This is a genomic window from Luteimonas sp. AC640a (assembly GCF_979256585.1).
The window spans coordinates 19,096-44,733 of the sequence record NZ_CEEDOV010000002.1; the positions used below are offsets into that span (position 1 = coordinate 19,096).

The 25,638-nt window shown below is 68.3% G+C and carries 24 protein-coding genes; 9 read left to right on the forward strand and 15 right to left on the reverse strand.

Annotation, left to right across the window (positions count from 1 at the left end):
- Positions 1-59 precede the first annotated feature (59 nt).
- From ACZ9YD_RS00795 to ACZ9YD_RS00815, 5 genes are all read right to left on the reverse strand, one after another.
- Positions 60-788 (reverse strand): glycosyltransferase family 2 protein, encoded by a 729-nt coding sequence (locus ACZ9YD_RS00795; protein ID WP_465073239.1) that lies wholly within the window; start codon positions 786-788, stop codon positions 60-62.
- Positions 785-1,387, reverse strand: coding sequence for an SAM-dependent methyltransferase (locus tag ACZ9YD_RS00800; protein ID WP_465073241.1), 603 nt, complete (start codon positions 1,385-1,387; stop codon positions 785-787). The genes ACZ9YD_RS00795 and ACZ9YD_RS00800 overlap by 4 nt, the downstream gene beginning before the upstream one ends.
- Entirely contained in the window at positions 1,384-2,163 is a 780-nt protein-coding gene (locus tag ACZ9YD_RS00805; RefSeq protein ID WP_465073242.1) for a PIG-L deacetylase family protein, read from the reverse strand. The genes ACZ9YD_RS00800 and ACZ9YD_RS00805 overlap by 4 nt, the downstream gene beginning before the upstream one ends.
- Positions 2,151-3,152, reverse strand: a complete 1,002-nt coding sequence (locus ACZ9YD_RS00810; RefSeq protein ID WP_465073243.1) for an acyl-CoA dehydrogenase family protein — start codon at positions 3,150-3,152, stop codon at positions 2,151-2,153. Before ACZ9YD_RS00810 ends, ACZ9YD_RS00805 begins: the two co-directional genes overlap by 13 nt.
- A gap of 196 nt (positions 3,153-3,348) precedes the next feature.
- A complete protein-coding gene (locus ACZ9YD_RS00815; protein ID WP_465073244.1) occupies positions 3,349-4,683 on the reverse strand; it encodes a sialidase family protein in 1,335 nt (444 codons plus the stop codon).
- A gap of 80 nt (positions 4,684-4,763) precedes the next feature.
- Here ACZ9YD_RS00815 and ACZ9YD_RS00820 point away from each other — a divergent pair, with 80 nt between their 5' ends.
- Both ACZ9YD_RS00820 and ACZ9YD_RS00825 read left to right on the forward strand, forming a co-directional pair.
- Positions 4,764-5,117, forward strand: a complete 354-nt coding sequence (locus tag ACZ9YD_RS00820) for a putative signal transducing protein (protein ID WP_465073245.1) — start codon at positions 4,764-4,766, stop codon at positions 5,115-5,117.
- Positions 5,118-5,218: 101 nt separating this feature from the next.
- On the forward strand, positions 5,219-7,570 hold the full coding sequence (locus ACZ9YD_RS00825; RefSeq protein ID WP_465073246.1) for a Tex family protein: 2,352 nt from the start codon (positions 5,219-5,221) through the stop codon (positions 7,568-7,570).
- Between the two features lie 124 nt (positions 7,571-7,694).
- Here ACZ9YD_RS00825 and xth read toward each other — a convergent pair whose 3' ends face one another.
- Positions 7,695-8,486, reverse strand: coding sequence for an exodeoxyribonuclease III (gene xth, locus ACZ9YD_RS00830; RefSeq protein WP_465073247.1), 792 nt, complete (start codon positions 8,484-8,486; stop codon positions 7,695-7,697).
- Positions 8,487-8,650: 164 nt separating this feature from the next.
- Here xth and ACZ9YD_RS00835 point away from each other — a divergent pair, with 164 nt between their 5' ends.
- Together ACZ9YD_RS00835 and ACZ9YD_RS00840 are read left to right on the forward strand one after the other, a co-directional pair.
- On the forward strand, positions 8,651-9,676 hold the full coding sequence (locus ACZ9YD_RS00835; protein WP_465073248.1) for an Lnb N-terminal periplasmic domain-containing protein: 1,026 nt from the start codon (positions 8,651-8,653) through the stop codon (positions 9,674-9,676).
- On the forward strand, positions 9,673-11,640 hold the full coding sequence (locus ACZ9YD_RS00840) for an esterase/lipase family protein (protein WP_465073249.1): 1,968 nt from the start codon (positions 9,673-9,675) through the stop codon (positions 11,638-11,640). Before ACZ9YD_RS00835 ends, ACZ9YD_RS00840 begins: the two co-directional genes overlap by 4 nt.
- A gap of 6 nt (positions 11,641-11,646) precedes the next feature.
- Here ACZ9YD_RS00840 and ACZ9YD_RS00845 read toward each other — a convergent pair whose 3' ends face one another.
- Complete coding sequence (locus ACZ9YD_RS00845; RefSeq protein ID WP_465073250.1) at positions 11,647-12,522, reverse strand: LytTR family DNA-binding domain-containing protein; 876 nt, start codon at positions 12,520-12,522, stop codon at positions 11,647-11,649.
- A gap of 154 nt (positions 12,523-12,676) precedes the next feature.
- Here ACZ9YD_RS00845 and ACZ9YD_RS00850 point away from each other — a divergent pair, with 154 nt between their 5' ends.
- A complete protein-coding gene (locus ACZ9YD_RS00850) occupies positions 12,677-13,918 on the forward strand; it encodes an acyltransferase family protein (protein WP_465073251.1) in 1,242 nt (413 codons plus the stop codon).
- Positions 13,919-13,945: 27 nt separating this feature from the next.
- On the opposite strand, the gene ACZ9YD_RS00855 is transcribed toward ACZ9YD_RS00850, so the two are convergent.
- From ACZ9YD_RS00855 to ACZ9YD_RS00865, 3 genes are all read right to left on the reverse strand, one after another.
- The gene (locus tag ACZ9YD_RS00855) at positions 13,946-14,311 is read right to left on the reverse strand and encodes a hypothetical protein (protein ID WP_465073252.1); all 366 of its coding nucleotides are present in this window, start codon (positions 14,309-14,311) and stop codon (positions 13,946-13,948) included.
- Positions 14,312-14,466: 155 nt separating this feature from the next.
- Positions 14,467-16,356 carry a tRNA uridine-5-carboxymethylaminomethyl(34) synthesis enzyme MnmG gene (mnmG, locus tag ACZ9YD_RS00860; protein ID WP_465073253.1) on the reverse strand — a complete coding sequence of 630 codons (1,890 nt, stop codon included), beginning with the start codon at positions 16,354-16,356 and terminating at the stop codon, positions 14,467-14,469.
- A gap of 383 nt (positions 16,357-16,739) precedes the next feature.
- Positions 16,740-17,486, reverse strand: coding sequence for a hypothetical protein (locus ACZ9YD_RS00865; protein WP_465073254.1), 747 nt, complete (start codon positions 17,484-17,486; stop codon positions 16,740-16,742).
- 140 nt (positions 17,487-17,626) lie between these two features.
- Between ACZ9YD_RS00865 and ACZ9YD_RS00870 the strand changes: the two genes are divergently transcribed.
- From ACZ9YD_RS00870 to ACZ9YD_RS00880, 3 genes are read left to right on the forward strand one after another with little or no spacing between them, the layout of a single operon-like run.
- Entirely contained in the window at positions 17,627-18,607 is a 981-nt protein-coding gene (locus ACZ9YD_RS00870; protein ID WP_465073255.1) for a pyridoxal-phosphate dependent enzyme, read from the forward strand.
- Positions 18,608-18,623: 16 nt separating this feature from the next.
- Complete coding sequence (locus tag ACZ9YD_RS00875; protein ID WP_465073256.1) at positions 18,624-19,250, forward strand: YdcF family protein; 627 nt, start codon at positions 18,624-18,626, stop codon at positions 19,248-19,250.
- Complete coding sequence (locus ACZ9YD_RS00880) at positions 19,247-19,663, forward strand: ketosteroid isomerase-related protein (RefSeq protein WP_465073257.1); 417 nt, start codon at positions 19,247-19,249, stop codon at positions 19,661-19,663. The genes ACZ9YD_RS00875 and ACZ9YD_RS00880 overlap by 4 nt, the downstream gene beginning before the upstream one ends.
- A 20-nt stretch (positions 19,664-19,683) precedes the next feature.
- On the opposite strand, the gene ACZ9YD_RS00885 is transcribed toward ACZ9YD_RS00880, so the two are convergent.
- The 4 genes from ACZ9YD_RS00885 to ACZ9YD_RS00900 all read right to left on the reverse strand — a co-directional run bounded on the left by ACZ9YD_RS00885 (position 19,684) and on the right by ACZ9YD_RS00900 (position 21,951).
- Positions 19,684-19,899 (reverse strand): hypothetical protein, encoded by a 216-nt coding sequence (locus tag ACZ9YD_RS00885; RefSeq protein WP_465073258.1) that lies wholly within the window; start codon positions 19,897-19,899, stop codon positions 19,684-19,686.
- 304 nt (positions 19,900-20,203) lie between these two features.
- Positions 20,204-20,815, reverse strand: coding sequence for a hypothetical protein (locus ACZ9YD_RS00890; RefSeq protein ID WP_465073259.1), 612 nt, complete (start codon positions 20,813-20,815; stop codon positions 20,204-20,206).
- A 65-nt stretch (positions 20,816-20,880) separates the two neighbouring features.
- Complete coding sequence (locus ACZ9YD_RS00895; protein ID WP_465073261.1) at positions 20,881-21,108, reverse strand: hypothetical protein; 228 nt, start codon at positions 21,106-21,108, stop codon at positions 20,881-20,883.
- 87 nt (positions 21,109-21,195) lie between these two features.
- Positions 21,196-21,951: a YitT family protein gene (locus tag ACZ9YD_RS00900; protein ID WP_465073262.1), complete on the reverse strand. Its 756-nt coding sequence runs from the start codon at positions 21,949-21,951 to the stop codon at positions 21,196-21,198.
- Between the two features lie 127 nt (positions 21,952-22,078).
- Here ACZ9YD_RS00900 and ACZ9YD_RS00905 point away from each other — a divergent pair, with 127 nt between their 5' ends.
- Positions 22,079-24,136 (forward strand): TonB-dependent receptor, encoded by a 2,058-nt coding sequence (locus ACZ9YD_RS00905; protein WP_465073263.1) that lies wholly within the window; start codon positions 22,079-22,081, stop codon positions 24,134-24,136.
- Between the two features lie 71 nt (positions 24,137-24,207).
- Here the strand turns inward: ACZ9YD_RS00905 and ACZ9YD_RS00910 are convergent, their stop codons facing one another.
- A complete protein-coding gene (locus ACZ9YD_RS00910; RefSeq protein WP_465073264.1) occupies positions 24,208-25,590 on the reverse strand; it encodes a DcaP family trimeric outer membrane transporter in 1,383 nt (460 codons plus the stop codon).
- Positions 25,591-25,638: the final 48 nt, after the last annotated feature.

Here is a 25,638-nt window from a genome sequence, read left to right on the forward strand (position 1 = left end):
ATGCAATCGGACGTGCGGGTGCGGACCTGTTGCATGGGCGGTGCATCGAAATCCCGTGCTCAGGCGGCATGGGCGTCCGGGCCGGGATCGAACGCGGGCCCCGCGGTCTCGAACAGCGGCGCCGCGAACGTACGCGTGCGTGCCTCGAGTGCGAGCAGGTAATCGGCGAATCCACCCTGCGCACGCGCGACGCGCCGCGCACTGGTGATCACGACGGGTGTCGCGCGCCGGGCGATGTGCGCGCCGGCGCGATGCAGTGCATCGACCATCGCCACATCCTCGTGCGCGGACAGCGGCGGAAATCCGCCGCAGCGCAGATACATCGCCGCACTGAAGCCCATGTTCGCGCCGTGCACGTGCGGATGGCCGTCGCGCTGTTCTTCGGCAGTGCCGAAATGCATGCGCACGGTGTCGTCGTAGTCGAGCCAGTCTTCGACGGTGACGATGCCGCAGAACGCATCGGCGGCGCAGGCGAGCTGACAGGCCAGCCAGTCGCGCGGCACGCGCGAATCGGCATCGGTACACGCCACCCAGCGGGCGCCCAGGCCGATCACGAACGCCGCGCCCGCGGCGCGGGCGAGGCCCACATTGCCGTCCTGCACGACGACGCTGCGCACGCCATACGCGGCGACGATCGCGGCCGTACGGTCACTGCAACGGTCCAGCGCGACCACGATGACCACCGCTTCGCCGCGGAGTGCGTCGTGGTGCGCAGCGATCTGCACCGACGCGAGGCACGCGGCGATGCAGGCCTCTTCGTTGTGCGCCGGAATGACGACGCCGATCATCGCAGGCCCGCCCGTTGCGCGACCGAGGCGGCGTTCAACGCCCAGCCGTCGAGCCGCACATCGGCGTCGCCATAGCCGAACACGCGTTGCATGCCGAGTTCGCGGCGCAGCAGACGGTGTACGTCGCGACCGGACTGTGGCGCCTGCGCAAATGGCGCCAGCCAGTGGCAGGCGACCAGCACGCCATCGCCGCGCAGGCTGGACTTCAGCTGGTGCGCCATGCGCGTCAGCGTGTCCGCATCGAGGTAGTAGCCCACCTCGCTGAAGACGATCAGATCGAACAGGCCATCGGGCCAGGTGTCGGGATGCCGCGCCTGGCGCACGTCGACATGCGCGTGCGACTGCGTCCGCTCGGTGGCGAGCGCGACGGCGCGTGCGCTGAGGTCAGTGGCGATCAGGCTGCCGCAGCGCGTCGCGAGGTCGGCCGTCAATTCGCCGTTCGAGCAGCCGATTTCCCAGACGCGACCAAAGTGCGCCGCCGGCAGACTCGCGAGCAGCAGGGCACGCTTGCGCGCCTCGTACCAGCGTTCGCGATAGCCGAAGGGATCGTCCTGCGCGTAGATCGCATCAAAGTATTCGCTGGGCGTCGCGGCGCTCATGGCAACACGACTTCGAAGTCGCGATCGAAACGCTCGAGCACATGCGGCGGCAGGATCGGCGCCGGCATGCCGGGCGCATCGTCCTGCAGTTGCGACGCAAAACACGCCAGCGCCGCGGCCTTGGCGCGGCACGCGGCCGGCGTCAGCACGAGACGCTGCGCTCCTGGCAGCGGTGAGGTCGCCGCATCCGGCGAGAGCCAATGCCAAGCCCAGACCGGAAACTGCGCGACGTACGCGCCACGCTGCGCGGCAGAACGTTCGACTGCGCGCGCCGTGGCTTCGTGATCGGGATGCGCGTCGCCGCGCCAGGTCGTCAGCACGCGATCGCCTGTCTGCAGCAGCGGCGCGAGCGCAGCGACGAGCGTATCTTCGCGTTCGGCCACGCGGCCGTCGCCGATGTCGAGCATGTCGATCGCGTCGGCGTCGATGCCGAGCAACGCCAAGGCGCGTTCGAGTTCCTGCCGGCGCACCGCACGCAGATGTGCCGGCGGCCACGCAGGTGCGTCGGGATAACAGGCTTCGCCATCGGTGACCGACACCACGCGCACCGGCAGGCCGATCGCGCGCGCGGTGGCGATCAATCCACCGCAGCCCAACGCTTCGTCATCGGGATGTGGCGAGACGACGACCAGGCGCGCGACGCCGTCGAGCCAGTCCTGCGCCGGCACTGCCGGCAACGCGGCCAGCCATGCGCAGCGGCGCCATGCGGACTCCGGAATACCAACGCCCGCGATCCGCGGCGTATCCTGCGCCGCGTCCATGCTTACAGCTGCCATGTGACATCCCGCGCCTGCGCAGCGGCGCCGAGTTCCGCCCAGTCGCGCTCGGCATGACTCTGGCGCAGAAAGGTCGTCAGGTCGGCGCAACGCAGCGCATGGGCGCCGTCTTCGCACAGCGGGCTAGGGCCGAGCGCGCGCCCCACACGGTCGATGACTTCGGTCGCCGCGCGTTCCACCACGCTGCGCACGCGGGTGATCGCGGTCGCGTGGGGCGCATCGGGATCGTGGTCGATCGCGGCTGCGGTCTCGCGCAGCAGGCTCGCCGCGGCGGACAACGCCATGTCGATCGCACCCAGGTGCGCCATCGCATGCGGGTTGTGCGCTGCGCGCGAATGGCGGCGCAGTGTTTCTGCAATCGCCGTCGCCGCGCCGAACCAGCACGCGGCAATGCCGCCACCGCCATGCCAGAAACCGGGTCGCGCGAGGTAATCCCCGGCCGCGCCGATCTGCACCGCGGCGACATCGCGGAACTGCAGGCGTCCGCTTTCGACACGCGACATGCCGACCGCCTGCCAGTGACCCGGCAGCGTTTCGATCCCAGTCGCGGCGCGCATCACCTGCACCAGGACGCGCGCCTCGCCGATATGCGCGGTGACCAGCGCCGCATCGACGAGGTCCGCGCCCGAGCACCAGGCCTTGATCCCGTTCAAGCTGCCGATACCGTCCACACCCGGCGTGAACTCCAGACGCGCGTCCGGTGGTTCAGCGGCCCAGACCGCATGCAGCAGCGCGCCATCGAGCGCGCGTTCGGGCGCGCCAAGCTCGCTGAGGATCGCCAGCGCGTCGTAATGCGCTTCCAGCACCTTGATGCCGCAGACGTCTTCGGCAGCGATGTCCGACAGCTGGCGCCAACGCGTCAGCGTGTCGCCATGGCCGGGCAGCGGCAACGGCGCATGACGCGCCATCGCGTCGCGGACGAACGTCGCCAGTTCAGGCGCGCACGCGATTGACGCCGCGGTCGGCGGCGTTGAAGAGAGTGGAGGCACGGAAGATCCAGAAGAGGTCTTGCGGCCACGTTGCGCCTGCGGAAGTGACAGGCGCGCGAGTCGGGCGCGTTCATGGCGTCATTGCGACGCCATACCTCTCCGATTCCTGTGCATTGCGCACCCTATGTGCGCTGCCGAACATGCCGAAGCGATGCGCGGCACCGCGCACGTGCGGTGCCGCTGCATCCAGCGCCTGTCAGCGCACCACGCGCACGCCGCGCAATGTCGGCGCGCCGTCGACGACATCGGTCCAGACGACATAGGCCTGTCCACCGACCGCCTGCAACTGCGGGAAGCCGGTACCGCGACCGCGACCCTGCGGACGCGCGACTTCGATGCGCTCGTACTCGGTCGCCAGATCCGGGCTGCGGCGCGACAGCCACAACGACTGCGCACCGGCCGTGTCTTCGCGCAGCCACATCGCCCAGGCCTGCTGCCCGTCGAGCGCAACGGCGACACGGCCCTGCACCGCAGAGTCGCTGTCGAGCACCACCGGCGCCGCGAACGTCGTACCGGCATCGTCACTGCGTGCGATCTGCACCTGCGGCGTGCCGGTCTGCGCGCTGTACCAGCCGACGACCACACCGGTGTCCACCGCCGCCACGTCCGGGCCGTTGACCGGACAGGCCGGCATCACCCAGTTGTCGGCGTGCACGGCCGTCGGCGTCGTCCAGGCATCGCCTTCGCGGCGCGTCACCATGATGTCGCGCACCTCGCCGTCGCTGCGTCCGCGATAGACGAGTACCGGCCCCTGCGCGGTGACCGCCGCGGCGGTCTGGCAGCAGTCGCAGACGCTGGCATCGATTTCCTGCTCGCCGGTCTTGCCCAGCGTCGCGTCGAAGTTCGCGGCGCGCAGCGTCATCGGCCGACCCTCGCCGGGCGATGCGTGACCCTCCGCCGAATCGTGCCCTTCATGGCTCACGCCGACGGTGTTGCGACCATCGAGCCAGGCCATGCCGATGCCATCGGCCTGCGGCCACATCGACACGAAACCATGCTCGGTCTGAGTGCCGTCGTCGTGCGGCACAGTGTAGGCACCCCAGTTCGCGCCGCCGTCGCGCGAACGCACGAGCGCGATGTCGTAGGCATACGGCGCATCGCCGCTCTTCTGCAGCCAGTGCGCCCACAGCGCGCCGTCGGCGGTCGCCTGCACGTGCGGCGTGTCGGCCCAGTTGACAAACATGCGGTTGCCGATCGCGATCGTCGTCGGCGCATTGCGCCAGCGTTGCTGCGCGGGATCGAAGCGCGAGAACTGGAATACGTGGCGGCGACCTTCGCGCGAGTTCACCCAGCTCAGCATCAGCACGCCGTCGGGTCCTGCGACGAGATCGGGCGACGCGGAACCGGCGCCGGTCTCCGGCAACGCCCAGTCGATGACCTCGCTGGGCGCGGTGACATCCGTGGTCGCAGTGCGCGCGGCCGCCTGCTCGGGCGCATCGCTGCCACAGGCCGCGAGCAGCAGTGAAGCGGTCAGCGCGGCGAGCGTGGTGCGCAGGGTCGAGGGGCGTGGGGGACGATCGAAGGCAGGCATGCGCCAGGCTCCACGTGAGATTCGGATTCAGTGCGCAAGCGTACCCTCACACGCATGTACGCGCGTCCACACACCCGCCCATGAGCGTCATCGTCGCCCGCTATGCAGATCCGATCGAAGCGCAGATCGCCAGCGGCCTGCTGCAGGCCGAGGGCATCGACGTGCATCTGGGCGACGCCAACATGGCGCTGGCGAACTGGGAATGGCGGCTGGCGATCGGTGGCGTGAAGCTGCACGTACGCGATGACCAGTTCGAACAGGCGCGCGACATCATCCGGCGTCTCGATGCCGGCGAATTCCAGCTGGGCGCCGAAGACGATCCCGAAGCGGACGCGCCGCTGCCGGACACGCGCGAAAGCGGCTCCAGTCGCCTGGCGTGGATCGCACTCATGCTGTTCCAGATTCCGCTGCCCTGGCGCCGACGCCGCGACTGAGGCGGACGCTGACTGGACCCGCTTGTCAACGGGTACCGCCGACAGGGCCGGGTTGCCACAATCGCCGCGCGGCGCCGCTGCCGCGACCCGATGTGGAACCGATGTCCAAGCCTGATGCCGCCCTCGCCCGTCGAATCGCCGACACCATCGCCGCCGAGATCGGCGCGCAGCCCGCGCAGGCGATCGCCGCGATCGCGCTGCTCGACGAAGGCGCGACCGTGCCGTTCATCGCGCGCTACCGCAAGGAAGTCACCGGCGGCCTGGACGACACCCAGCTGCGCGATCTCGAAACACGCCTGTCTTACTTGCGCGAACTCGAAGACCGCCGCGCGGCGATCCTCTCCAGCATCGACGAGCAGGGCAAATTGACGCCGGAACTGCGCGCCGATATCGAAGCCGCCGACAGCAAGGCGCGCCTCGAAGATCTGTATCTCCCCTATAAGCAGAAGCGCCGCACGCGCGCGCAGATCGCACGCGAGGCCGGGCTGGAACCGCTGGCCGACGGCCTGCTGGCCGACCCCACGCACGTGCCCGAGACCTTCGCCGCCGGCTTCGTCGATGCGGAAAAGGGCGTCACGGATACGAAAGCCGCGCTGGAAGGCGCACGCGCCATCCTGATGGAGCGCTGGGGCGAGGACGCGACGCTGCTCGGCGAACTGCGTGACTGGCTGGAGGCCAATGGCGTGATCCGCGCCAAGGTCAGCCCCGGCAAGGAAACCGCGGGCGAGAAGTTCCGCGACTATTTCGACCACGCCGAAGCCCTGGCGAAGATTCCCTCGCACCGTCTGCTCGCGCTGTTCCGCGGCCGGCGCGAAGAGTTCCTGACCCTCGAACTCGAACCCGGCAACGATCCCGAGCAGGGCAACGCCTACGCCGAAGGCCGCATTGCGCGTCATGCCGGCATCGCCGCGCAATCGCGCGCCGCCGACACCTGGCTGCTCAACGCCTGCCGCCTCGCATGGCGCGCGAAGATCCATCTGCACCTGATGATCGACCTGTTCGGCAAGGCACGCGAAAAGGCCGAGGCCGAAGCGATCAACGTCTTCGGCGACAACCTGAAAGACCTGCTGCTTGCGGCGCCCGCCGGCCCGAAGACCGTGCTCGGTCTCGATCCCGGCATCCGCACAGGCTGCAAGATCGCGGTGGTCGATGCCACCGGCAAGCTCGTCGCCACCGACACGATCTATCCGCACGAGCCGCGCAAGCAGTGGGACCAGTCGGTGCACACGCTGCGCAAATTGTGCGCCGAACACGGCGTGCAGCTGATCGCGATCGGCAACGGCACCGCATCGCGCGAGACCGATCGCCTGGCCGCCGATGTCATCAAGCTTTCGCCGGAACTCAAGCTGCAGAAGATCGTCGTCAGCGAAGCTGGCGCGTCGGTGTATTCGGCGTCGGAAACCGCGGCCAAGGAATTTCCGAACCTCGACGTGTCGATCCGCGGTGCGGTGTCGATCGCGCGACGTCTGCAGGATCCGCTGGCCGAGCTGGTCAAGATCGAGCCGAAAGCGATCGGCGTCGGCCAGTACCAGCACGATGTCGACCAGTACCGTCTGGCGCGTGCACTGGATGCACGGGTCGAGGACTGCGTCAACGCGGTCGGCGTGCACGTCAACACCGCATCCGGCGCCCTGCTCGCGCGCGTCGCCGGCCTGTCCAGCGGTGTGGCCGAGAACATCGTCCTGCATCGCGATGCGAACGGGCCGTTCAAGCGTCGCAAGGATCTGCTCAAAGTGCCGCGTCTGGGCGAGAAGACCTTCGAGCAGTGCGCGGGCTTTCTGCGCATCGCCGATGGCGACGAGCCGCTGGATGCATCCTCGGTGCATCCGGAAGCCTATCCTGTGGTCGAGCGCATCGCCGGCAGCAGCGGCCGCGACGTGAAGCAGATCATCGGCGATGGCGCGTTCGTGCGCGGACTCAAGGCCGAACAGTTCACCGACGAGACGTTCGGCGTGCCGACGGTGCGCGACATCCTCAAGGAACTAGAGAAGCCGGGCCGCGATCCGCGCCCGGAGTTCAAGGCCGCGCAGTTCGCCGACGGCGTCGAGGACATCAAGGACCTGCAGGTCGGCATGATCCTCGAGGGCGTGGTCAGCAATGTCGCCGCGTTCGGCGCGTTCGTCGACATCGGTGTGCACCAGGACGGCCTCGTGCACATCTCGGCGCTGTCGGACACCTTCGTCAAGGATCCGCGCGACGTGGTCAAGGCCGGCGACATCGTCAAGGTGAAGGTGCTGGAGGTCGATGTACTGCGCAAGCGCATCGCGCTCACGCGCCGCCTCGATGACGTGCCGGGCGAAAAGCCTGCACGCGACGCACGCGAGGATCGCACCGCATCACGTGGCCCGGGCGGTCCGCGTGGCGGACGTCCCGGCGGCGGCAAGCCGCAGACCACGGCAGCGCCGAGCAACAACGCACTGGCCGACGCGTTCGCCCGCGCACGCGGGCGCTGATCGGAGACACGGCGTCCGGGCATCGCACTGACGCCCGGATGTGATCACCCGCGGATCGGTCGTGCCCGTCGCGCGCCGGCCTCGTGCCACGGCGGGTCTGGACGCATCGTCGCCCTGATCCGCGTCAGCAACGCAGTTCGACCCATGTGGGCGCGTGATCGCTGGCGCGCGGTTCAAGCCGCACCCAGCGATCGACACCGACCGATTCCAGGCGCTCCGCCAGCACGGGGTTGAGCAGCAGATGGTCGATGCGCAGGCCACGGTCGCGCTCGGCGTGCTGGCGGAAGTGGTCCCAGAAGGTGAAGACCTGTTCGTCGCCGAAGACTTCCGCCAGCGCGTCGGTCCAGCCCTGCTTCAACAGCTCGAAGTACGCCTCACGGACCTCGGGCTGGATCAGGGCGTCCTTTTTCCAGGCCTTCGCGTCGTAGACGTCGCTGTCGGTGGGAATGACATTGAAGTCGCCGACCAGCGCAGCCGGATGTTCCAGATCGACCAGCGACTTCGCGTGCCTGTGCAGGCGCTGCATCCACGCGAGCTTGTAGTCGAACTTCGGCCCCGGCTGCGGATTGCCGTTGGGCAGGTACAGCGCGCCGACGATGATGCCGTGCACCGCGGCCTCGATGTAGCGGCTCTGCGCGTCGTCCGGATCGCCCGGCAAGCCGCGCCGGCTTTCCACCGGCGCCACGCCGCGCCCGAGCAGCGCGACGCCGTTCCAGGCGCGCTGGCCGTGCCAGATGGCGCCGTAGCCGGCGGCTTCGAGTTCTGCTGCCGGGAACACCTCGTCGGTCGCCTTGAGTTCCTGCAGCGCGACGATGTCGGGCGCCTCGTGCGCCAACCAGGCGAGCAGATTCGGCAGGCGCGTGCCGATACCGTTGACGTTGAACGTCGCCAGCTTGAGGGTCTTCTTCCTGGCCATGCGAGGATCCGGTCGACAGCGTTGCTGCCGTTCTACCGCGTGCCGGGTGACGGGCGCTGCTACCGGGACGATGCCGTCCTGCACCACAATTGCCGCATGCCACCACGTCGCCCCTGCACATTGTTGCGCCACATCGCCCTGCCCGGGCCGGGCCGCGTGCGCTGATGGCGACGCCGCGTTCCCTGTGGCGCCGGGCCCTGCGCGTGCTGCTGTGCATCGCCACCGCCGTGTTCGTGCTGTGGGGCATCGGCGCGCTGTGGTACCAGGCGCCGATGCGCTGGCTGTGGCTGGTGCCGTGGAGCGCACTCGGTGTCGCGACGCTCCTGGCAGTGACAGGCCGCATGACGCGCCCGCGACGCCGTCGCGTGCTCGGCGCCGGCCTGGTCGCCACGCTGGCGCTGCTGGGATGGTGGCAGACCGTACTGCCGATGCACGACCGTGACTGGGCCGACGACGTCGCGCGCCTGCTCGATGCCGAGGTCGACGGCAGCCGCGTGACCCTGCACAACGTCCGCAACTTCGACTGGACCCGCGACGGCGATCCGGTGCCGCGCTGGGAGAGGCGCACCTACGATCTCGACACACTGGCCTCGGCCGATCTGGTGATGTCGTACTGGATGGGCCCGGCGATCGCGCACACTCTGGTCTCGTTCGGCTTCGACGACGGCAGCCGCGTGGTGTTCTCGCTGGAGATCCGCAAGGAGCGTCACGAATCGTTCTCCGCGATCGGCGGCTTCTTCAAGCAGTTCGAGGCAGTGCTGATCGCCGCCGACGAGCGCGACATCGTGCGGGTGCGCAGCAACGTGCGCGACGAGGACGTCTATCTGTACCGGCTGGCGATTCCGCGCGAACAGCTGCGCACGCTGTTCCTCGCCTATGTGGACGAAGCCGGCACGCTGCAGCAGGCGCCGCGCTTCTACAACACGGTGACCAGCAACTGCACGACGATCGTCTTCGATGTCGCCCGCCACATCGCGCCGGGCCTGCCGCTCGACATCCGCCTGCTGCTGTCGGGTTACTTCGGGCAGTACGCGCATGCGCATGGCGGACTCGCCGGCCAGGGCACGTTCGACCAGCTGGAAGCGGCGGGACGCATCACCTATCGAGCGCGCGCCGCGGATCGCGATCCCGATTTCTCCCGTGCGATCCGGCGCGGCGTGCCCGGCATTCCGGAGGCCGAGACCCGATGACTTCGCACAAAGCGCCGCGATGGATCCGCAGCGCGATGAGTCTGCTCGTTCTGTCACTGGCCAGCTGCTCGCTTGCGATGGTTGACGTGAAGTCGATCCCGCCGGGCGAGTACATCGCGATCAAGCGCGGCGACATTCTCACCACCGGCGAGCTCAGTGCCGCGACGCGCGAGATGCTGCGCGTGGCCGGCCTCGACGATCGCGACTGCGCGCGACCGCAACACGATTGTCTGCAGGCGCTGACCGACGTGCACGACGTCAACGACGAGCGGCGCATGGCCGCGTTGACCGAGCTGTGGATGCAGCGGGCGCTGTCACTCGCGCCCAAGCGCGACGCAGCGCCGTCGGATGCGCAGCTCGATGCGTGGTTCGAAGTCGCGCGCCACGCCTACGCCTATCTGTTCTTCAGCGCGCGCACGCCTGGCGAGCGCGCCTTCGAAGACCGGCAGACGCAGGTTCGCGACTACTACAACCTCGCCACGCAGGAGGCGGCGACCGCGCTGTTCGCCCGCTACGCCGGCGCGCCCGGCGAGGCGGGCGAAGCCTTGCAGCAGGCCGGCTGGACGATCCGCACCACGCTCGAGGGCGTGCGCCTGCCCGACGGCATCGCGATGCCGGAGGAACTCATTCCTGCCTCGTCGCTGCAGTTCGCCGGCCTGCGCAGCGTGTACCGGCGCGACGGGTTCGGCGCCGAGCTGGTCGCAGTGATGCAGCCCGATCCGGTGACGACGATGGTCGCGCCTGACGCCGACACCGACGGCGCAGCAGAGACTCCGCATCGCCGCCAGCGCCCGCAGCGTCGCGATTACAGTGAGATGCCCTCGCCCGCACTGACCGTGCTGTTGCGCTTTCCCGCGACCGACCTTGCGCAGTTGATGCGCACCCGCGACATCGCGATGAGCGTGCACGATCCCTACGTCGACAGCGTGGCGCAGATGCACGGGCAGCAGGTGCCGCTGGCGGCGAACTTCACCGCCGGCTACGGCCTGTGGCTCGCGCGCTCCGGCTTTGCGACGCAATCACTGCGCACCCTGTTCGGGCGCGACCACGGCATCGACCGGCCGCATCTGTACATGATGCAGCCCTACGATCCCGACCGTCGGATCCTGCTGATGCTGCACGGGCTGGCGAGCAGTCCCGAGGCCTGGGTCAACGTCGCCAACGAGGTGCTCGGCGACGAGACGCTGCGGCAGAATTTCCAGATCTGGCAGATCTACTACCCGACCAACATGCCGATCGCGCTCAACCACGCGCAGATCCGCCGCACGGTCGACGATGCGCTCACGCACTTCGATCCCGATCGCCGCGCACGCGCTTCGCAGGACATGGTGGTCGTCGGCCACAGCATGGGTGGCGTGATCGCGCGGCTGATGGTGTCGTCTTCGGGCGATGCGCTGTGGGATGCGCTGCTGACGCATCGCGACATCGCGCCGGGCGATCTGCAGCGCGTGCAGCGCAGGCTGTCGCCGTTCCTGCGCTTCGAGCCGATGCCGCAGATCGAGCGCGCGGTCTTCATCGCCGCCCCGCATCGCGGTACCGACATCGCCGGCACGCGCGCGGGCCGCTGGATCTCGCGCCTCGTGCGTCTGCCGCTGACGTTCCTGCAGAATTTCGATGATGTGCTGCAGACGCTCGCCGGCAGTGCGCAGACACCCGACGGCAGCACCGGCCGCATTCCCAACAGCATCGACAACCTCAGCGCCAGTGATCCCTTCGTGCGCGCCGCCGCCGATCTGCCGCGTGCGCCGGGCGTGACCCTGCACACGATCATCGCCCAGCGCGATCCCGCAATCCCGCTGGTGCAATCGGACGACGGCCTCGTGCCCTACGCCAGCGCGCACCTCGACGACGCGGTGTCGGAGAAGGTCATCGTGTCCGGCCACAGCGTGCAGGAGACCGCGCCTGCGATCCTCGAACTGCGCCGCATCCTGCACGAGGACGTCGCAGCGCATCCACTGGACTGAGCGCGCCTAGCGCGCCATCGCCAGACGCAGCGGTTCACGATGGCGTCGGCTGCAGGGCACGATGGTGCCGTCGTGCAGGTGGATGCGTGCATCGCCGCTGTCGAGCGGTTCGATCGAGGCGATCCGGTCCACGTTGACCAGATGGCTGCGGTGCACGCGCAGGAACCGCGTGGCATCAAGGCGGGATTCGAGTTCGGCCAGCGTGCTGCGCAGCGGATAGACCTTGCCGCGCACGTGCAGGTTGGCGTAGTTGCCCGCGGCCTGCACCCATTCGATGTCGTCGGCGGCCACCAGGAATTCGCGCCCGAGCTTGCGGACCAGAAACCGCGTGGGTCGCTCAACCGGTTCCACCGGCGTGCTGTCGTCATCAGGTGCGGCCAGCAGCGAGGCCTCGCCCTGCAGGCGACGCACCAGCAGGCGATAGCCATGCAGCACCACGACGATGCCGAGAAAGGTGCGCGCATCCTTCAGGTATTCGTAGACGAAGGCATCGCCGAAGACATAGGTCCCGCCGTGCCATGCGTAGACCAGTTTGCGGAGGGCCACCATCAACGCGACGTGCAGCATCGACCAGACCACGCTCGCCACCGCGTACAGCGGCAGGCGCTGCCGCCAGTTGTCCAGATGCACCGGCCAGCGCGCGGTGAACCACACCGTCGCCGGCACCAGCATCAGCAGCGCGATGGCACTGCTGCTCTCCCAGCTCGCGACCTCCCAGGCGGCGTAGCCCAGGCCGAGGCGCTCGACGTCCATCCACGTGGTCACGCTGTTGCCCAGCCCGGACAGCAGATAGGTGATGAGCCAGTAGCCGACCTCGACGGGTCGGCGGATGGCGAGATAGCGCTCGGCGCCGGTGGGCGACGCGGGTGGTCGTTCGGACATGCGCGCATTCTAGGCAGCCGCCGCGCGTCAGCCCGTCCCATTCGTCCCTGCCGCCCCAGGGTTCGTCCCTGGAGACGCGCCGTGAAGCCCTCGGCGGGACCGCGCGTCATTGCGACCCGGCACGGTTGTGGCCTCTTCCGTATCGCAGACCGCCATGGACCGACGCCACGACATCGACGCGCTGCGCGTGATCGCCTTCGCCCTGCTGATCCTCTATCACGTGGGCATGGTCTACGTGGTCGACTGGGGCTTCCACATCAAGAGCCCCACGCTGCTCGGCTGGGTCGAATGGCCGATGGTGCTGGTCAACCGCTGGCGGATGTCGCTGCTGTTCCTGCTGTCGGGCATCGCGCTCGGCCTGGTGCTGGCCCGGCAGTCACCTGCACGGCTGATCGGCAATCGCAGCTGGCGCCTGCTGCTGCCGCTCGCGTTCGGCATCGCCCTGATCGTGCCCGTGCAGGCCTGGTGCGAGGCACGGATGCTGGGAACCTACGATGCCGGCTTCGGCACCTTCCTGCTGCGCTACCTGCAGCTGCGACCGTGGCCGGCCGGCACCTTCACCGGCGCCGAATACGGCTTCACCTGGAACCATCTCTGGTATCTGCCGTACCTGTGGGTCTACACGATGCTCGCGCTGCTGGTCTTGCCAGCATTGCGTGCGCTCGGTGGTGTGGCTGTGGCCGACTGGCTGACCACACATGGCCGCTGGCTGCTGTGGACGGTGCCGCCGCTGTGGATGCTGTTCGCCATGGTTGTGCTGGCGCCACGTTTCGAATCCACGCATGCCCTGATCGGCGACTGGTTCAATCACGCGCAGTACGGTGTCGCGTTTGCGTTTGGCCTGCTGATCGCCCGGCGTGATGCGATGTGGGCCGCGCTGGTCGAGCGGCGGTGGTTGCTGTTGGGGTGGGCGCTGCTTGGGGCCAGCATCCACATCAGTCTGCGCGCGCTCGGAAGGCTGATCGACGCCGGCCTGGTGCCGTCCGAGCCGTTCCTGCGCCTCATGCCGCTGGCGGCCTGGGACTTCCTGTCGACCGTTGCACACGCGATTTACTGGTGGGCGGCGTTACTCGCATTGCTCGCCTGGGGCGCCCGCCTGTTGAACCGGCCGTGGCCTGGCCTGCGCTACGCCAGTGAGGCGGTGTATCCCTGGTACATCCTGCACCAGAGCCTGATCGTGCTTGCCGCGTACTGGCTGATTCCGCTGCGCCTCGGCGCGCTGTGGGAACAGCTGCTGGTGCTCGCGATCACCGTGGCCGGCTGCCTGTTGATCCACGAACTGCTGATCCGGCGCATCCGCTGGCTGCGACCACTGTTCGGACTGCCGATGCGCACCCGCGTGCAACCAGCAGCGCGTCTGGATGACGCGGAGTTGCCGGCGTTCCGCGTCCCCTGAGCATCGATGCGGAAAGCGTGCGTCGGGTCAGGAATGTGCCGCGCCGCGCATGCGACGCCGGATCCATCCGGCGACACCCGAGATCACTGCAGCCGGAATCGACAGTACCGCCGCGTAGAGCACGCCTGCGAGCAGCAACGGACCCGCGCCTGCCACGGCGATCACGACCGGCACCTGGGCGAAGACCACGATCAGACCCCAGAGCCAGGCGCGTACCGGCATCGCGAATCCGAGGATGGCAGAGAGCAGCAGCGCGCCGGGGTACACCAGCGTCCAGTACGCGGCGGCGTCCCAGGGCTCGCCACCGCCCGTCATCCCGGACACGGCCGCCCAGTACGCGATGCCAGTGATGGCGGCAATGCACGCGCCAACGAGTACGGGTCTCTTCGTCATTCCTTTCGTCCTGCTTGATCGAAGTCGTACCAGACCACAGATGCGCGGAACGTCGGATGATCGACAGATGCGAATGCGGCGTACCCCGCGCACGCGTCTGTGTCGAGACGCACGCGTTGCAGTGCAACGACACACCGTGGTGCCGCGACGTTTGCTCAGGCCGCGTGCGTGCGCCGTGCGCGTTCCAGATGCACCAGCAGCAGCGAGATCGCGGCCGGCGTCATGCCGGGGATGCGTTGCGCCTGACCGACGGTGAGCGGTCGCACCTGCACGAGCTTCTGCGCGAGTTCGGCCGACAGACCACGCACCTGCGCATAGTCGAAACTCTCGGCGATCGCCGTGGTTTCCTGGCGCTGCTGGCGTTCGATCTCGACGCGCTGCCGGTCGAGATAGCCGGAATACTTGGCTTCGATCTCGACCTGCTCGGCGACGTCGGCTGCCTCGACACCCGGACCGATCGCGGGCACGCGCATCAGATCGGCGTAGCCGAGTTCGGGGCGACGCAGCAGATCGATCCCGTTGCTCTCGCGGCGCAGTTCGATCCCCAGCGTCGCGACGACATCGTGGCCGATCGTGTTCCGCGGCGACGCCCACAGGCCGCGCAGACGCGCGGTCTCGCGTTCGACCGCTTCACGCCTAGCGTCGAAACGGGCCCAGCGCGCGTCGTCGACGAGACCGAGACTGCGGCCCGCTTCGGTCAGGCGCAGATCCGCATTGTCCTCGCGCAGCTGCAGCCGGTATTCGGCGCGGCTGGTGAACATGCGGTACGGTTCCTTGGTCCCGCGGGTGATCAGATCGTCGACCAGCACACCGATGTAGGCCTGATCACGGCGCGGACTCCAGGCATCAAGACCGCGCACTTGGCGCGCGGCGTTGACGCCGGCGAGCAGGCCTTGCGCGGCGGCTTCCTCGTAGCCGGTGGTGCCGTTGATCTGGCCGGCGAAATACAGCCCGGCGACGGCGCGCGTCTCGAGCGTGTTCTTGAGCCCGCGGGGATCGAAGAAGTCGTATTCGATCGCGTAGCCGGCGCGGGTGATGTGCGCGTTTTCGAAGCCGACGATGCTGCGCACGAGCGCGAGCTGCACGTCGAATGGCAGCGAGGTCGAGATGCCGTTGGGATAGATCTCGGCGACATCGAGGCCTTCGGGCTCGACGAAGATCTGGTGGCTGGTCTTGTCGGCGAAGCGCACGACCTTGTCTTCGATCGACGGGCAGTAACGCGGACCGATGCCTTCGATCTGGCCCGAGTACATCGGCGAGCGGTGCAGCGCACCGCGGATGATCTCGTGCGTGCGTTCGGTGGTGTGGGTGATCCAGCACGGCACCTGCCGCGGATGGTCGTCGCGCGTACCCATGAAGGAGAACACCGGACGCGGATCGTCGCCCGGCTGGATGGTCATGGCGGTGTAGTCGAGCGTGCGGCCGTCGATACGCGGCGGCGTGCCGGTCTTCAGACGGTCGACGACGAACGGACGCTCGCGCAGGCGCGCGGCGAGCGTGGCTGCAGGCGGATCACCCGCGCGGCCGCCGGCCGATTGCGCTTCGCCGATGTGGATACGCCCGGCGAGAAACGTACCGGCCGTCAGCACCACCGACGGCGCGTCGAAGCGCAGGCCGGTCTGGGTGATCGCACCGCGCACGGCGTCGCCTTCGATGACGAGGTCATCGACCGCCGACTGGAAGATCGTCAGGTTCGGCTGCGCTTCAACGGCGCGGCGCACGAACGCGCGATAGAGATTACGGTCGGCCTGGCAGCGTGTCGCGCGTACCGCCGGGCCCTTCGATGCATTGAGCCTGCGCCACTGGATGCCCGCCGCGTCCGCGGCCCTCGCCATTACGCCACCGAGCGCGTCGATCTCGCGCACCAGATGGCCCTTGCCGATGCCGCCGATCGCCGGGTTGCAGCTCATCACGCCGATGGTTTCGACGTTGTGGGTGAGCAGCAGCGTGCGGGCGCCGGCGCGCGCGGACGCGAGCGCGGCCTCGGTGCCGGCATGGCCGCCGCCGACGACGATGACGTCGTAGCTGTGGAAGTCGTTGGACATGGGGCGATTATCCGCGAGTTCGGCGGCGCACGTCAGCGCCTGAGCCACAGTTGGCACAGTTTCTGCGTGGTTATCGGGGCACCCGCAGCGGCAAGCGTCTGAAAGGGGGGCGCGGCCGGAATTGGAACAGGGCTGGCCAAGTACGCTGCGGGGAAGCACGGGGCCGGATGTCGGGGGACATCCGGCCCCATCTTTTTGGGGCTCGTGACCGGCGCATCGGGGGAGATGCGCGGATCAAGAGCCGACACCCGGCGGAGGCGGAACAGGGGGGATCCGGTGATCCCCCGCCGGGAGTCGACAGCGGGTGTGACCATTTCGTCGGAAACCGACGCAGCCGGTCACTCGGAGGCCAGCTTCCTCCGCCGTCTCACCCAGCGCAAGTCTTAAATCGGCTCGACTTGCCGGGGTGTGACCGTTGTCCGCCTTTCGCCGCGCGAGCTTGGACGCGACTCCGTACGTGCCGGCGCTGGGCGGCTCACAGGGGCGGCCTGTGGAGGACGCTGGAAGTCCGGACGCGGCTGACCTTCCGGTCGGCCGGGGCGCTGTCCGACGGGACGCCCCTGTCCATCTCCGCGCGGCGGACGACCGCCCCAACCTCCTGGACGGCCCGGACGACCGGCATCACCGCTGCTCGGCGGACGACCGCCGAAGCCCGGACGATCCGGGCGATCGGGACGACCATCGCCGGGGCGATCGGGACGGTCCGGCCTGCCATCGCCCCAGCCGGGACGATCGGGGCGGTTCGGACGACCATCGCCCCAGCCCGGCCGGTCGGGCCGATCCGGACGCCCGTGCCCATACGGCGGGCGATCGGGCCGATGGCCATGACCACCCGGACGACCCGGATAGACCGGGCGCACGATCACCGGCGGCGGGCGGTAATAGCCGCCGCCGTAGCCATAGGGATAACGGTTCCACGCGTCGTAGCGACCGTAAGGCGCGCTGTAACCCGCGCCGCCGTACCAGCCGTATCCGCGTCCATAGCCGAGGCTGCCGTAGGGCGCCCCGTAGTGACGGTACGTGGTGCCGGGCGAGCCGTAGTAGTAATCGCCACTGCCGCCGCGGTAGCCGTAGGTCGCACAGCCGGCCAGCGTCATGCAGGCAACGAGCAGAAAAGCCTTGCGGATCATGTCGGTCCACCCCTGTCGATCAGGGGTCCAGAATCCACCCGCGGCATTGAATCCGCCCTTAAGCGTTTCGACCACGAGCGGGTCGCTTCATCTCGCGTCCGGCCTGTGAATCCCCAGGGTCGCTCCGTTACGCTTGCGCCATGACGGACACGATTTCCCTGCCGACACCGGACGATGTGCTGGCCGCGGCCGCGCGCATCGCCGGCCGCGCGCATCTCACCCCGGTGCTGCGCGCCCGCACGCTGGACGACGCCGCCGGCTGCGCGCTGCATTTCAAGGCCGAACATCTGCAGCGCGCAGGCGCGTTCAAGTTCCGCGGCGCCACCAATGCGGTGTGGTCGTTGGATACCGAATCAGCCGCGCACGGCGTGGTGACCCACTCCTCCGGCAATCACGGCGCGGCCCTGGCGCTAGCGTCCGCGTCGCGCGGCCTGGTCTGCCATGTGGTGGTGCCCAATGGCGCGGTGGCGGCGAAGCTCGCGGCGATTGCCGGCTATGGCGCCGTGCTGCACCACTGCGCGCCGACGCTCGCCGCGCGCGAGGCGGCCTGCGAACGACTGCGTGTGCAGACCGGCGCGACGCTGATCCATCCGTACACGCATCACGATGTCATCGCCGGTCAGGGCACGGCGGCGCTTGAACTGCTGCACGCGGCCGGGCCGCTGGACGTGCTGGTGGTGCCGGTCGGCGGTGGCGGCTTGGCGTCCGGCACGGCGCTGGCGCTGCAGCGCGCGTCGCCTGCCACGCACCTGGTGCTGGCCGAGCCGCGTGGCGCCGACGACACGCTGCGCTCGCTGCAGTCCGGCGCGCGCGTCGACGATCTCGTGCCGGACACCGTCTGCGACGGACTGCGCGGCCTGCTGGGCGCGCCGAACTTCGAGATCCTGCGCGCGCATCGCAGCAGCGACGGCACGCCGGTCGAGGTGATCGCTGTGGACGATGCCGACACGGTCGCGGCGATGCGCCGGATCGCGGTGCACACCAAGCAGCTGGTCGAACCATCGTCGGCCATCGCGCTGGCGGCAGTGCTCGCCAACCGCCCGCGCTTCGCCGGTCTGCGCGTGGGCCTGGTGCTCAGCGGCGGCAACGTCGATCCCGATCGCCTGCCGTGGCTGTCATGACCGGCGCGCGCAGTTCATGAAGCGCAAGCGCGGCCCCATGCGCCGCTTCTTCCGTTTCATCTTCTGGCTGGTGCTGCTGCTGGCCATCTGGCTGCTGGGCGTGGCCGCGTGGATCGTGCACGTCGGCAATCGCGACGAGGCGGGTCCGGCCGATGCCATCGTCGTGCTCGGCGCGGCGGCCTACGACGCGCAACCGTCGCCGGTCTTCGAAGCCCGCATCGATCACGGCCTTGATCTCTATCGCGCAGGTCATGCGAAGACGCTGATCTTCACCGGCGGCTATGGCGGTGCGAAGGCGCGGTTCTCCGAATCCCAGGTGGCTCGGCGGTATGCCTTGCGCCGGGACATTCCCGAGTCCGCGATTCTCATCGAATCGCGCTCGCGCACGACGCTCGAGAATCTCGTCGAGACCCGTCGCCTGCTGCAGGACCACGACCTGCATCGCGTGATCATCGTCAGTGATCCGCTGCATATGGCGCGTGCGCTGCGGGCCAGCGAACGTCTGGGCATCGACGCGCTCGGTTCGCCGACCCCGTCGACCCGCTTCCGCACCTTCCGCACCCAGCGCGAGTTCCTGCTGCGCGAGGTGTACTTCTTCCATCGCGACCTGTGGGACGCGGCCCAGGAGACGCTCAGACGATGACCGAGACCGCACAGACCACCACGCTGCAGCTGGTGCAGGCCTACTACACCGCGTTCAATGCCGGCGATCGCGACGCGATGCTCGCGCTGCTGACCGATGACGTCGCGCACGATCTCAACCAGGGCGCACGCGAAACCGGACGCGCGGCCTTCGCCGCCTTCATGCAGCGCGTAGATGCGAGCTATCGCGAGCGGCTGGAGGACATCGTCGTCATGGCGTCGATGGATGGCGCACGCGCCGCGGCCGAGTACGTGGTGCACGGCGCGTACATCGCCGACGACGACGGCCTGCCGGCCGCGAACGGTCAGCGCTACGTGCTGCCGGGTGGCGCGTTCTTCGACATTCGCGACGGCCGCATCGCGCGTGTCACCAACTACTACAACCTTGAAGACTGGATCGCGCAGGTCGGCTGATCGCACCCCCACGCGCGCGCTCACCATCGCAGGATGAAGTGCGCGAATCCGGGGATGTCATTCGGCGTGTACTCGGCCCGGTAGCCACGCGAGGCCAGCATCGCCAAGGTCTGCTCGAAGCCTTCTTCGGTCATGCCACGCACGTCGACGGTCCATTCGAAGGTGCGCGCGCCGTTGAACGGGCGGCTCTGCAACTGCTTGAGCAGATCGCGCACCACCTGACGTGGTGTACGCACCCGCCCGGGTCGGGCAGGGGGAACTGTCGCGTCTTGCATGCTGCAGCCGCCTTTGGTGATCGTGCGCAGACGCGAATGCCCGCGGTCGGCGAGCACGATCAATCGGACTGGACGCGCAACGCACAGTCGGGCTGGATCAGGCGTGGATACACGTCGGCCGATCGCGCCGTTGCACTTCGATCAAAGTGCAACGGATGGCAGGCGTATGAAGAACATTCACTGTACGCCAGCAGCGAGCATCCGAATATGCCATCGCGGAGACGTCCGACAGTCGCACGGAGGACCGCATCGTCGACGCGCCGAATCAGCCGTTGGGGTGTGCGTCGGCGACGAGCGTCAGACCTTCATTGAGCAACCAGCGCGTGGCGAGCACACGCTGTGGCTGTGGCTGGTCTTTGAGCACGTCAACCATCTGACGGAAGGACCTGCACCGCGCCTGACGACTCGCATCATCGGTTCCGGTCGAGGTCATTCCCAGCATGAAACCGTCGTGCAGCAGCGTCGCGGTGATCGCCGCGGATCGCAGCACCTGCTGCGCGACCGCAGGATCGTAGGTCTGCGGCTGACCCTGCAGACCACTCATCGCGACATTGGTGAACGCGTTGGCGAAGCGATTGCGACTGGCCGGGCCGAGCGTGTCCACGGTGCGCTGGAACGCCGCGAGATCGCGACGCGCATCGGGTTCGAACAACGCACACAGCGCGCGCGATTCCTTCGGCTCGCGCGAGGCGTGCAGCACGGCCTGGAACAAGTCGTCGACCGACTGCGACGAGGCGCGTCGCAACACGTCGCCTCCGGTCGACAGCACCGCGGCCGGGTCGAGACGCGACAGGTCGATCTCGTACTGCTGCGCGGACACGATGCCCGGCGCGGCGAGTGCAAGACACAGCAAGGGTGTGATCAGGAGTCGGCGCATCGCAAGGGCTTTCCGTGGACCGGCTGGGTCGATGCAAGCGAGTCTAGGTGCGTCCGCCTGAACATCTATCGCGGCGCAGGCACGACACGGCTGTCGTGGATCCGCTTCAGACAATCGGGGAACATGCGACGCCCGGCTTCGTCGCTCGACGGCCTTTCCAGATAACGCGCGGGCTGAGAAGACAACTGGTGCTGGCAATCCAGCGGGACCGCAAACGTGGGCTCGGTGCTCGCGCAGGCGGCGAGCGCGGTGAGCACCACCCCGGCGAATACGATGACGGTCGACTCGCGCATGTCGTGACCTCCCTGGTGGACATGTCTGCATGCTGCCATCGGCGCGTGCGCGCGACCTGTGCCGATGGTTGTGCCCGATGACGCGGCTCACGCGCCCATGTAACGCCCGGGCCGGTGGTTGAACAGCAGCACGAGGTTGAGCACCAGGACGCCGAGCGCGGAGTACAGCACCTGCGCGGGCGGCACGATCATCAGCGCAACCAGCATCAGCACGGTGTCGAACCCCATCTGCAGTTTGCCCGCGCTCCAGCCTCGGCTGCGCTGCAGCCAGACGACGACGATGCCCACGCCGCCGAGACTCGCGCGATGGCGGATGAAGGACAGGATGCCCATGCCGACCAGCGCGCCGCCGAAGATCGCAGAGAACGCGGGGCTCATCGATTCGAACGGCGCCCAGCGCGGAATCGCATCGGCGACGAAGCCCGTCACGCCCACCGCGAGGAAGGTCTTGAGAGTGAACTCCCAGCCCATGCGACGCACCGCGATCCAGTAGAAGGGCAGGTTGATCAGCACGAACAGCAGGCCGAAATTCCAGCCCGTCGAGTAGTGCACCAGGAGCGACACGCCAGCGATGCCGCCGACCAGCAGGCCGCCCGTCGCCAGGATCGACATGCCCAGCGCGCCGACCAGACTGGCCAGCACGAGGCCCTGCACGTCCTCGACCAGCGTATGCCGTTGCGGCGAGGCCTCCGGCGCAGCGACGGCAATGGCCGCTTCGGCTTCGGCGTCGTCGTGGGGATCGGGTTGGGACGGACTGGCGTGAATGGCGGACACGGGCACGAGAGGTGGATGTTGCGTTGCAGCATAACCGACTGCGTCCGGATGGCCGGTGAGGCTTGACATTCCGACACGCATTCCAGCGCGCATTCCACAGGCGGGATACCTGCTGCGAGCTGTTCGGGATGCTCTCAAATGTAATGTTATTACATGTTAAAATGCCGGCCCGTTCAGTATGGCCACCCAGCCCTTCATGAAGATCTGCCGCCTCACCGCCGCCCTGCTCGCCGCCCCGATCGCTGCCGCCCTGTCCTCGCCCGCTGTCCATGCCCAATCCCGGGGCACCACCACTACGATGGGCCCGGTGCACGTGCACCAGGCGCGTGGCCAGCTGACCGCTCACGAAGTGCTGACGTCGGTCGACGTGCTCGGGGCCGAGCAGATCGAAGACAAGACGGTGACGCAGAGCTGGGAACTGCTCGGTCAGATGCCCGGTATGCAGCTGACCGAGACGCGCCAGGGCGCGGAGTCCGGCAAGGTGAGCTTTCGCGCGTTCAACGGCGAGGGGTATCTCAATGCCATCAAGACGCTGATCGACGGCATTCCGAGCAACGTCAACAGCGGCAACCAGCGCTTCATCGACATGCTGTTTCCGCTGGAGATCGACTACATCGAAGTGGTGCGCGGCACCAACGATCCGCGTTACGGCCTGCACAATATCGGCGGCAACATCAATTTCGGCACGCGCCAGGGTGGTGACTACACCGATGCGCGCCTGACCTACGGCAGCTTCGACACGCGCGAAGCGCAGATCGCGGTGGGCCGCGAGCGCGGCGGCTTCGCGCAGAACTACTTCATCGGCGTGCAGGCATCCAACGGCTATCGCGACCACGATGCGTCGGAGAAATATTCGCTGGGCGGCAAGTGGTTCTACGGCAGCCTCGACGACGGCATGCGCATCGGCCTGACCGCGCGCGCGTACAAACAGGAAGCGGAAGAGCCCGGCTTCATGACCGCCGACGAACTGGCCGCCGACCGGCGCCGGTCCCAGCGCCGCAACGCCAATGATGGCGACGACCGCGACATGCGCCAGATCGGCGTGCACATGGACCTCAAGCTCGCGGAGAATCTCGTGCTCGGCAGCAAGCTCTATTACAACCGCTACGAGGACGACCGCCGCGTCACTTTCAGCGAGCTGCCCACCGGCAATGCGCCTCGGCAGCGCCGCGTCTGGGACGAGAAGCAGACCGGCATGCTCGCCACGCTGACCTGGGTCGCCAGCGACACGCTCACCCTCGAGAGCGGCGCCAACTACGAGCAGCAGCGCAACGGCTACACACGCGAGCGCTTCAACTACGCCGAGCCGACCGATTTCAACGCGCCGCCCGCGCGCGTGCAGAACAACGACGTCCACAGCTTCGACAACACCGGCGCCTATGTGCAGGCGATCTGGCAGCCGGTCGATGCCCTGAAGATCGTGCCGGCCTATCGCGTCGACCGCTTCGACGGCGCGACGCAGTTGCCCGGTGGCGTGCGTGCGCCGCTGCAGGACTACGGCACCATCGGCCAGCCCAAACTCAGCGTGGTCTATGCGCTGTCGCCGGCCACCAATCTCTACGCGAACTGGGGCCGCACCTTCCAGGTGCTGACCGGCTCCACGCCGCCCGCGTACCTGACGCCGGGCCAGATGGCGATGCAGCCTTCGACCAACACCGGCATGGAAGCGGGCCTGCGCTTCGCGCCGTTCGACGGCAGCCAGGCGCGCATCGCGGTGTGGCAGCAGGACGCCGAGAACGAGGTCTCCAACATGCCAGCCACCGGCACGACCGTCGTACTGGGCAAGACCCGCCGCCGCGGCGTGGATGCACAGATCGATGCGCAGCTGGGCGAGCGCTGGACGCTGCGCGCCTCGCACGCCTACCAGGAAGCGAAGATCGAACGCGACAGCCGCGCCGCGGGGCTGTCGATCGAAGGTAACGAGGTCGCGGCCACGCCACGCACGATCAGCAATCTCGGCGTGGACTACCGCGCCACCGATGCGCTCGCACTCGGACTGCAGGCACGCGCGCAGGGCGATTACTACCTCGAGGAGCGCAATGTGACGGAGAAGTTCGGCAAGTTCGCCGTGCTCGACCTGAGCGCGAAGTACCAGATCAATCCACGCCTGCGCGTCGACGTCCAGGTCAGGAATCTGACCGACCGCGAATACGCTTACGCCTGGTACGACAGCTTCTTCTGGGACACGGCGCAGCCGATGTTCTCGCCGGCACCCGGTCGCAGCGCCTTCGTGTCGCTCAGCCTGCGGTTGTAGCGGTCAGACAGGCAGAGCACACGATGCCGTGCATCCGCATGGGATGCACGGCGCGCTGCCGACCTGGCAGGTCAGAAGCTGTATTTGACGTGCGTATGCACGCGCTGCAGATCGCCTTCGAGGCCGTTCTCCAGGCGGCGGTCCGCCCAGCTGATCTCACCGCCGATGTCGAGCTTCGGCGCGGGCGAATAGATCATGTTCAAGCGGAACGACTGCGCGCGCTCGGTGACGAAGCCGCCGGTGAGCAGCGCATCGTTGTCGAGCGAGGCGATCGAGTAAACGACGTTGCCGCGCAGCTTCGCGTTGAACGCATGCCGCCACGCGGCGAATCCGCCGTAGCCGCTCTGGCTGTGCAGTCCGCCATCGGCATCGAGCACGGTGTCGCTGCCGAGGGCGAAGCCGAGATAGCGGCCGATGCCGTCGCCACCGCTGACCATGTAGCGGATGTCGTCATTGGCACCGAGGTTGAAGCGGCCCGAGACACTGAGCGCCGCGCCCGATGCGGTCGCATCGCCATTGCGGAAGCTGCGCGCAAGGCCCGCGACAGTGAAGTGTCCCCAGTCGCCGCGGGTGATCCAGCGCGCAGTCACGTCGGGCGCGCGGTTGTCCCCGCTGTTGAAGCGCGCGGCCTGCGACAGGTATGGCGTCACCGTCGTCTGTGGATTCTCCACCGAGACCGACCACGGTCCGCGCGTGTAACGCACCTGCGCCTGGCGGCTGAACACCGTGCCTTCGGATGGACCGGTGAAGTCGACGGTATCGGGCAACGCCGCCACGTCCTGGAAGTTCGACCAGGTCTGGCCCGCGAGCCAGCCGTTGTAGCTGACGTAGGCCTGGCGCAGCGTCAGCGCATAGGTGTTGGTGATGGTCTCGTTGCCGGCCAGCGCGTTGCTGCCGCCCCCGTACATGTCGGCCTCGATATAGGCCTTGAGGGTGTTGCCGCTGTCGGTCAGCGTGTCGGCGCTGAACGCGAAGCGCGAGAACTGCGCGTGGATGTCGCTGTAGGTGCTGCGCTCGCCCTGTCCGTCCGCCGCCACCGGCGTGGCGCCGGGGAAGTAGAACAGGCGACCGGCCGAGCCGTCGGCGATCTTGCCGTCACTTGTGCTCGTGGTCATCGCATCGAGCTTGATGAAGCCGCCGAAGGAGAAGGTCGTGCCGGGCGCCGCGCCCGGCATCGCCACAGTCTTCTGCGTCGGCGCTGCAGCCACGGGGGCGGACGCGGTGGCGGGCGTCGTGGCGACAGGCGCCGACGACTGCGCGACGGCAGGCGACACGGCCGTGCCGCCATGCGCTTCGAGCAGCGCGCGCAACTCGCGCATCTCCTGCTCCATCTGGCCCAGACGCGCTTCGACCGCGGCGACGTCGATGTCCTGCGCCGCAGCCGGCGCAGCGCAGGCGGCCGCGAGGGCCAGGGCGAGCGACAGGCGCGCGCCCTTCCGGTTCGATCTCAACATGAAGCTCCCCTCCCAGGGCGACAGCCGGCACCGGAATGGCGCCGGGCA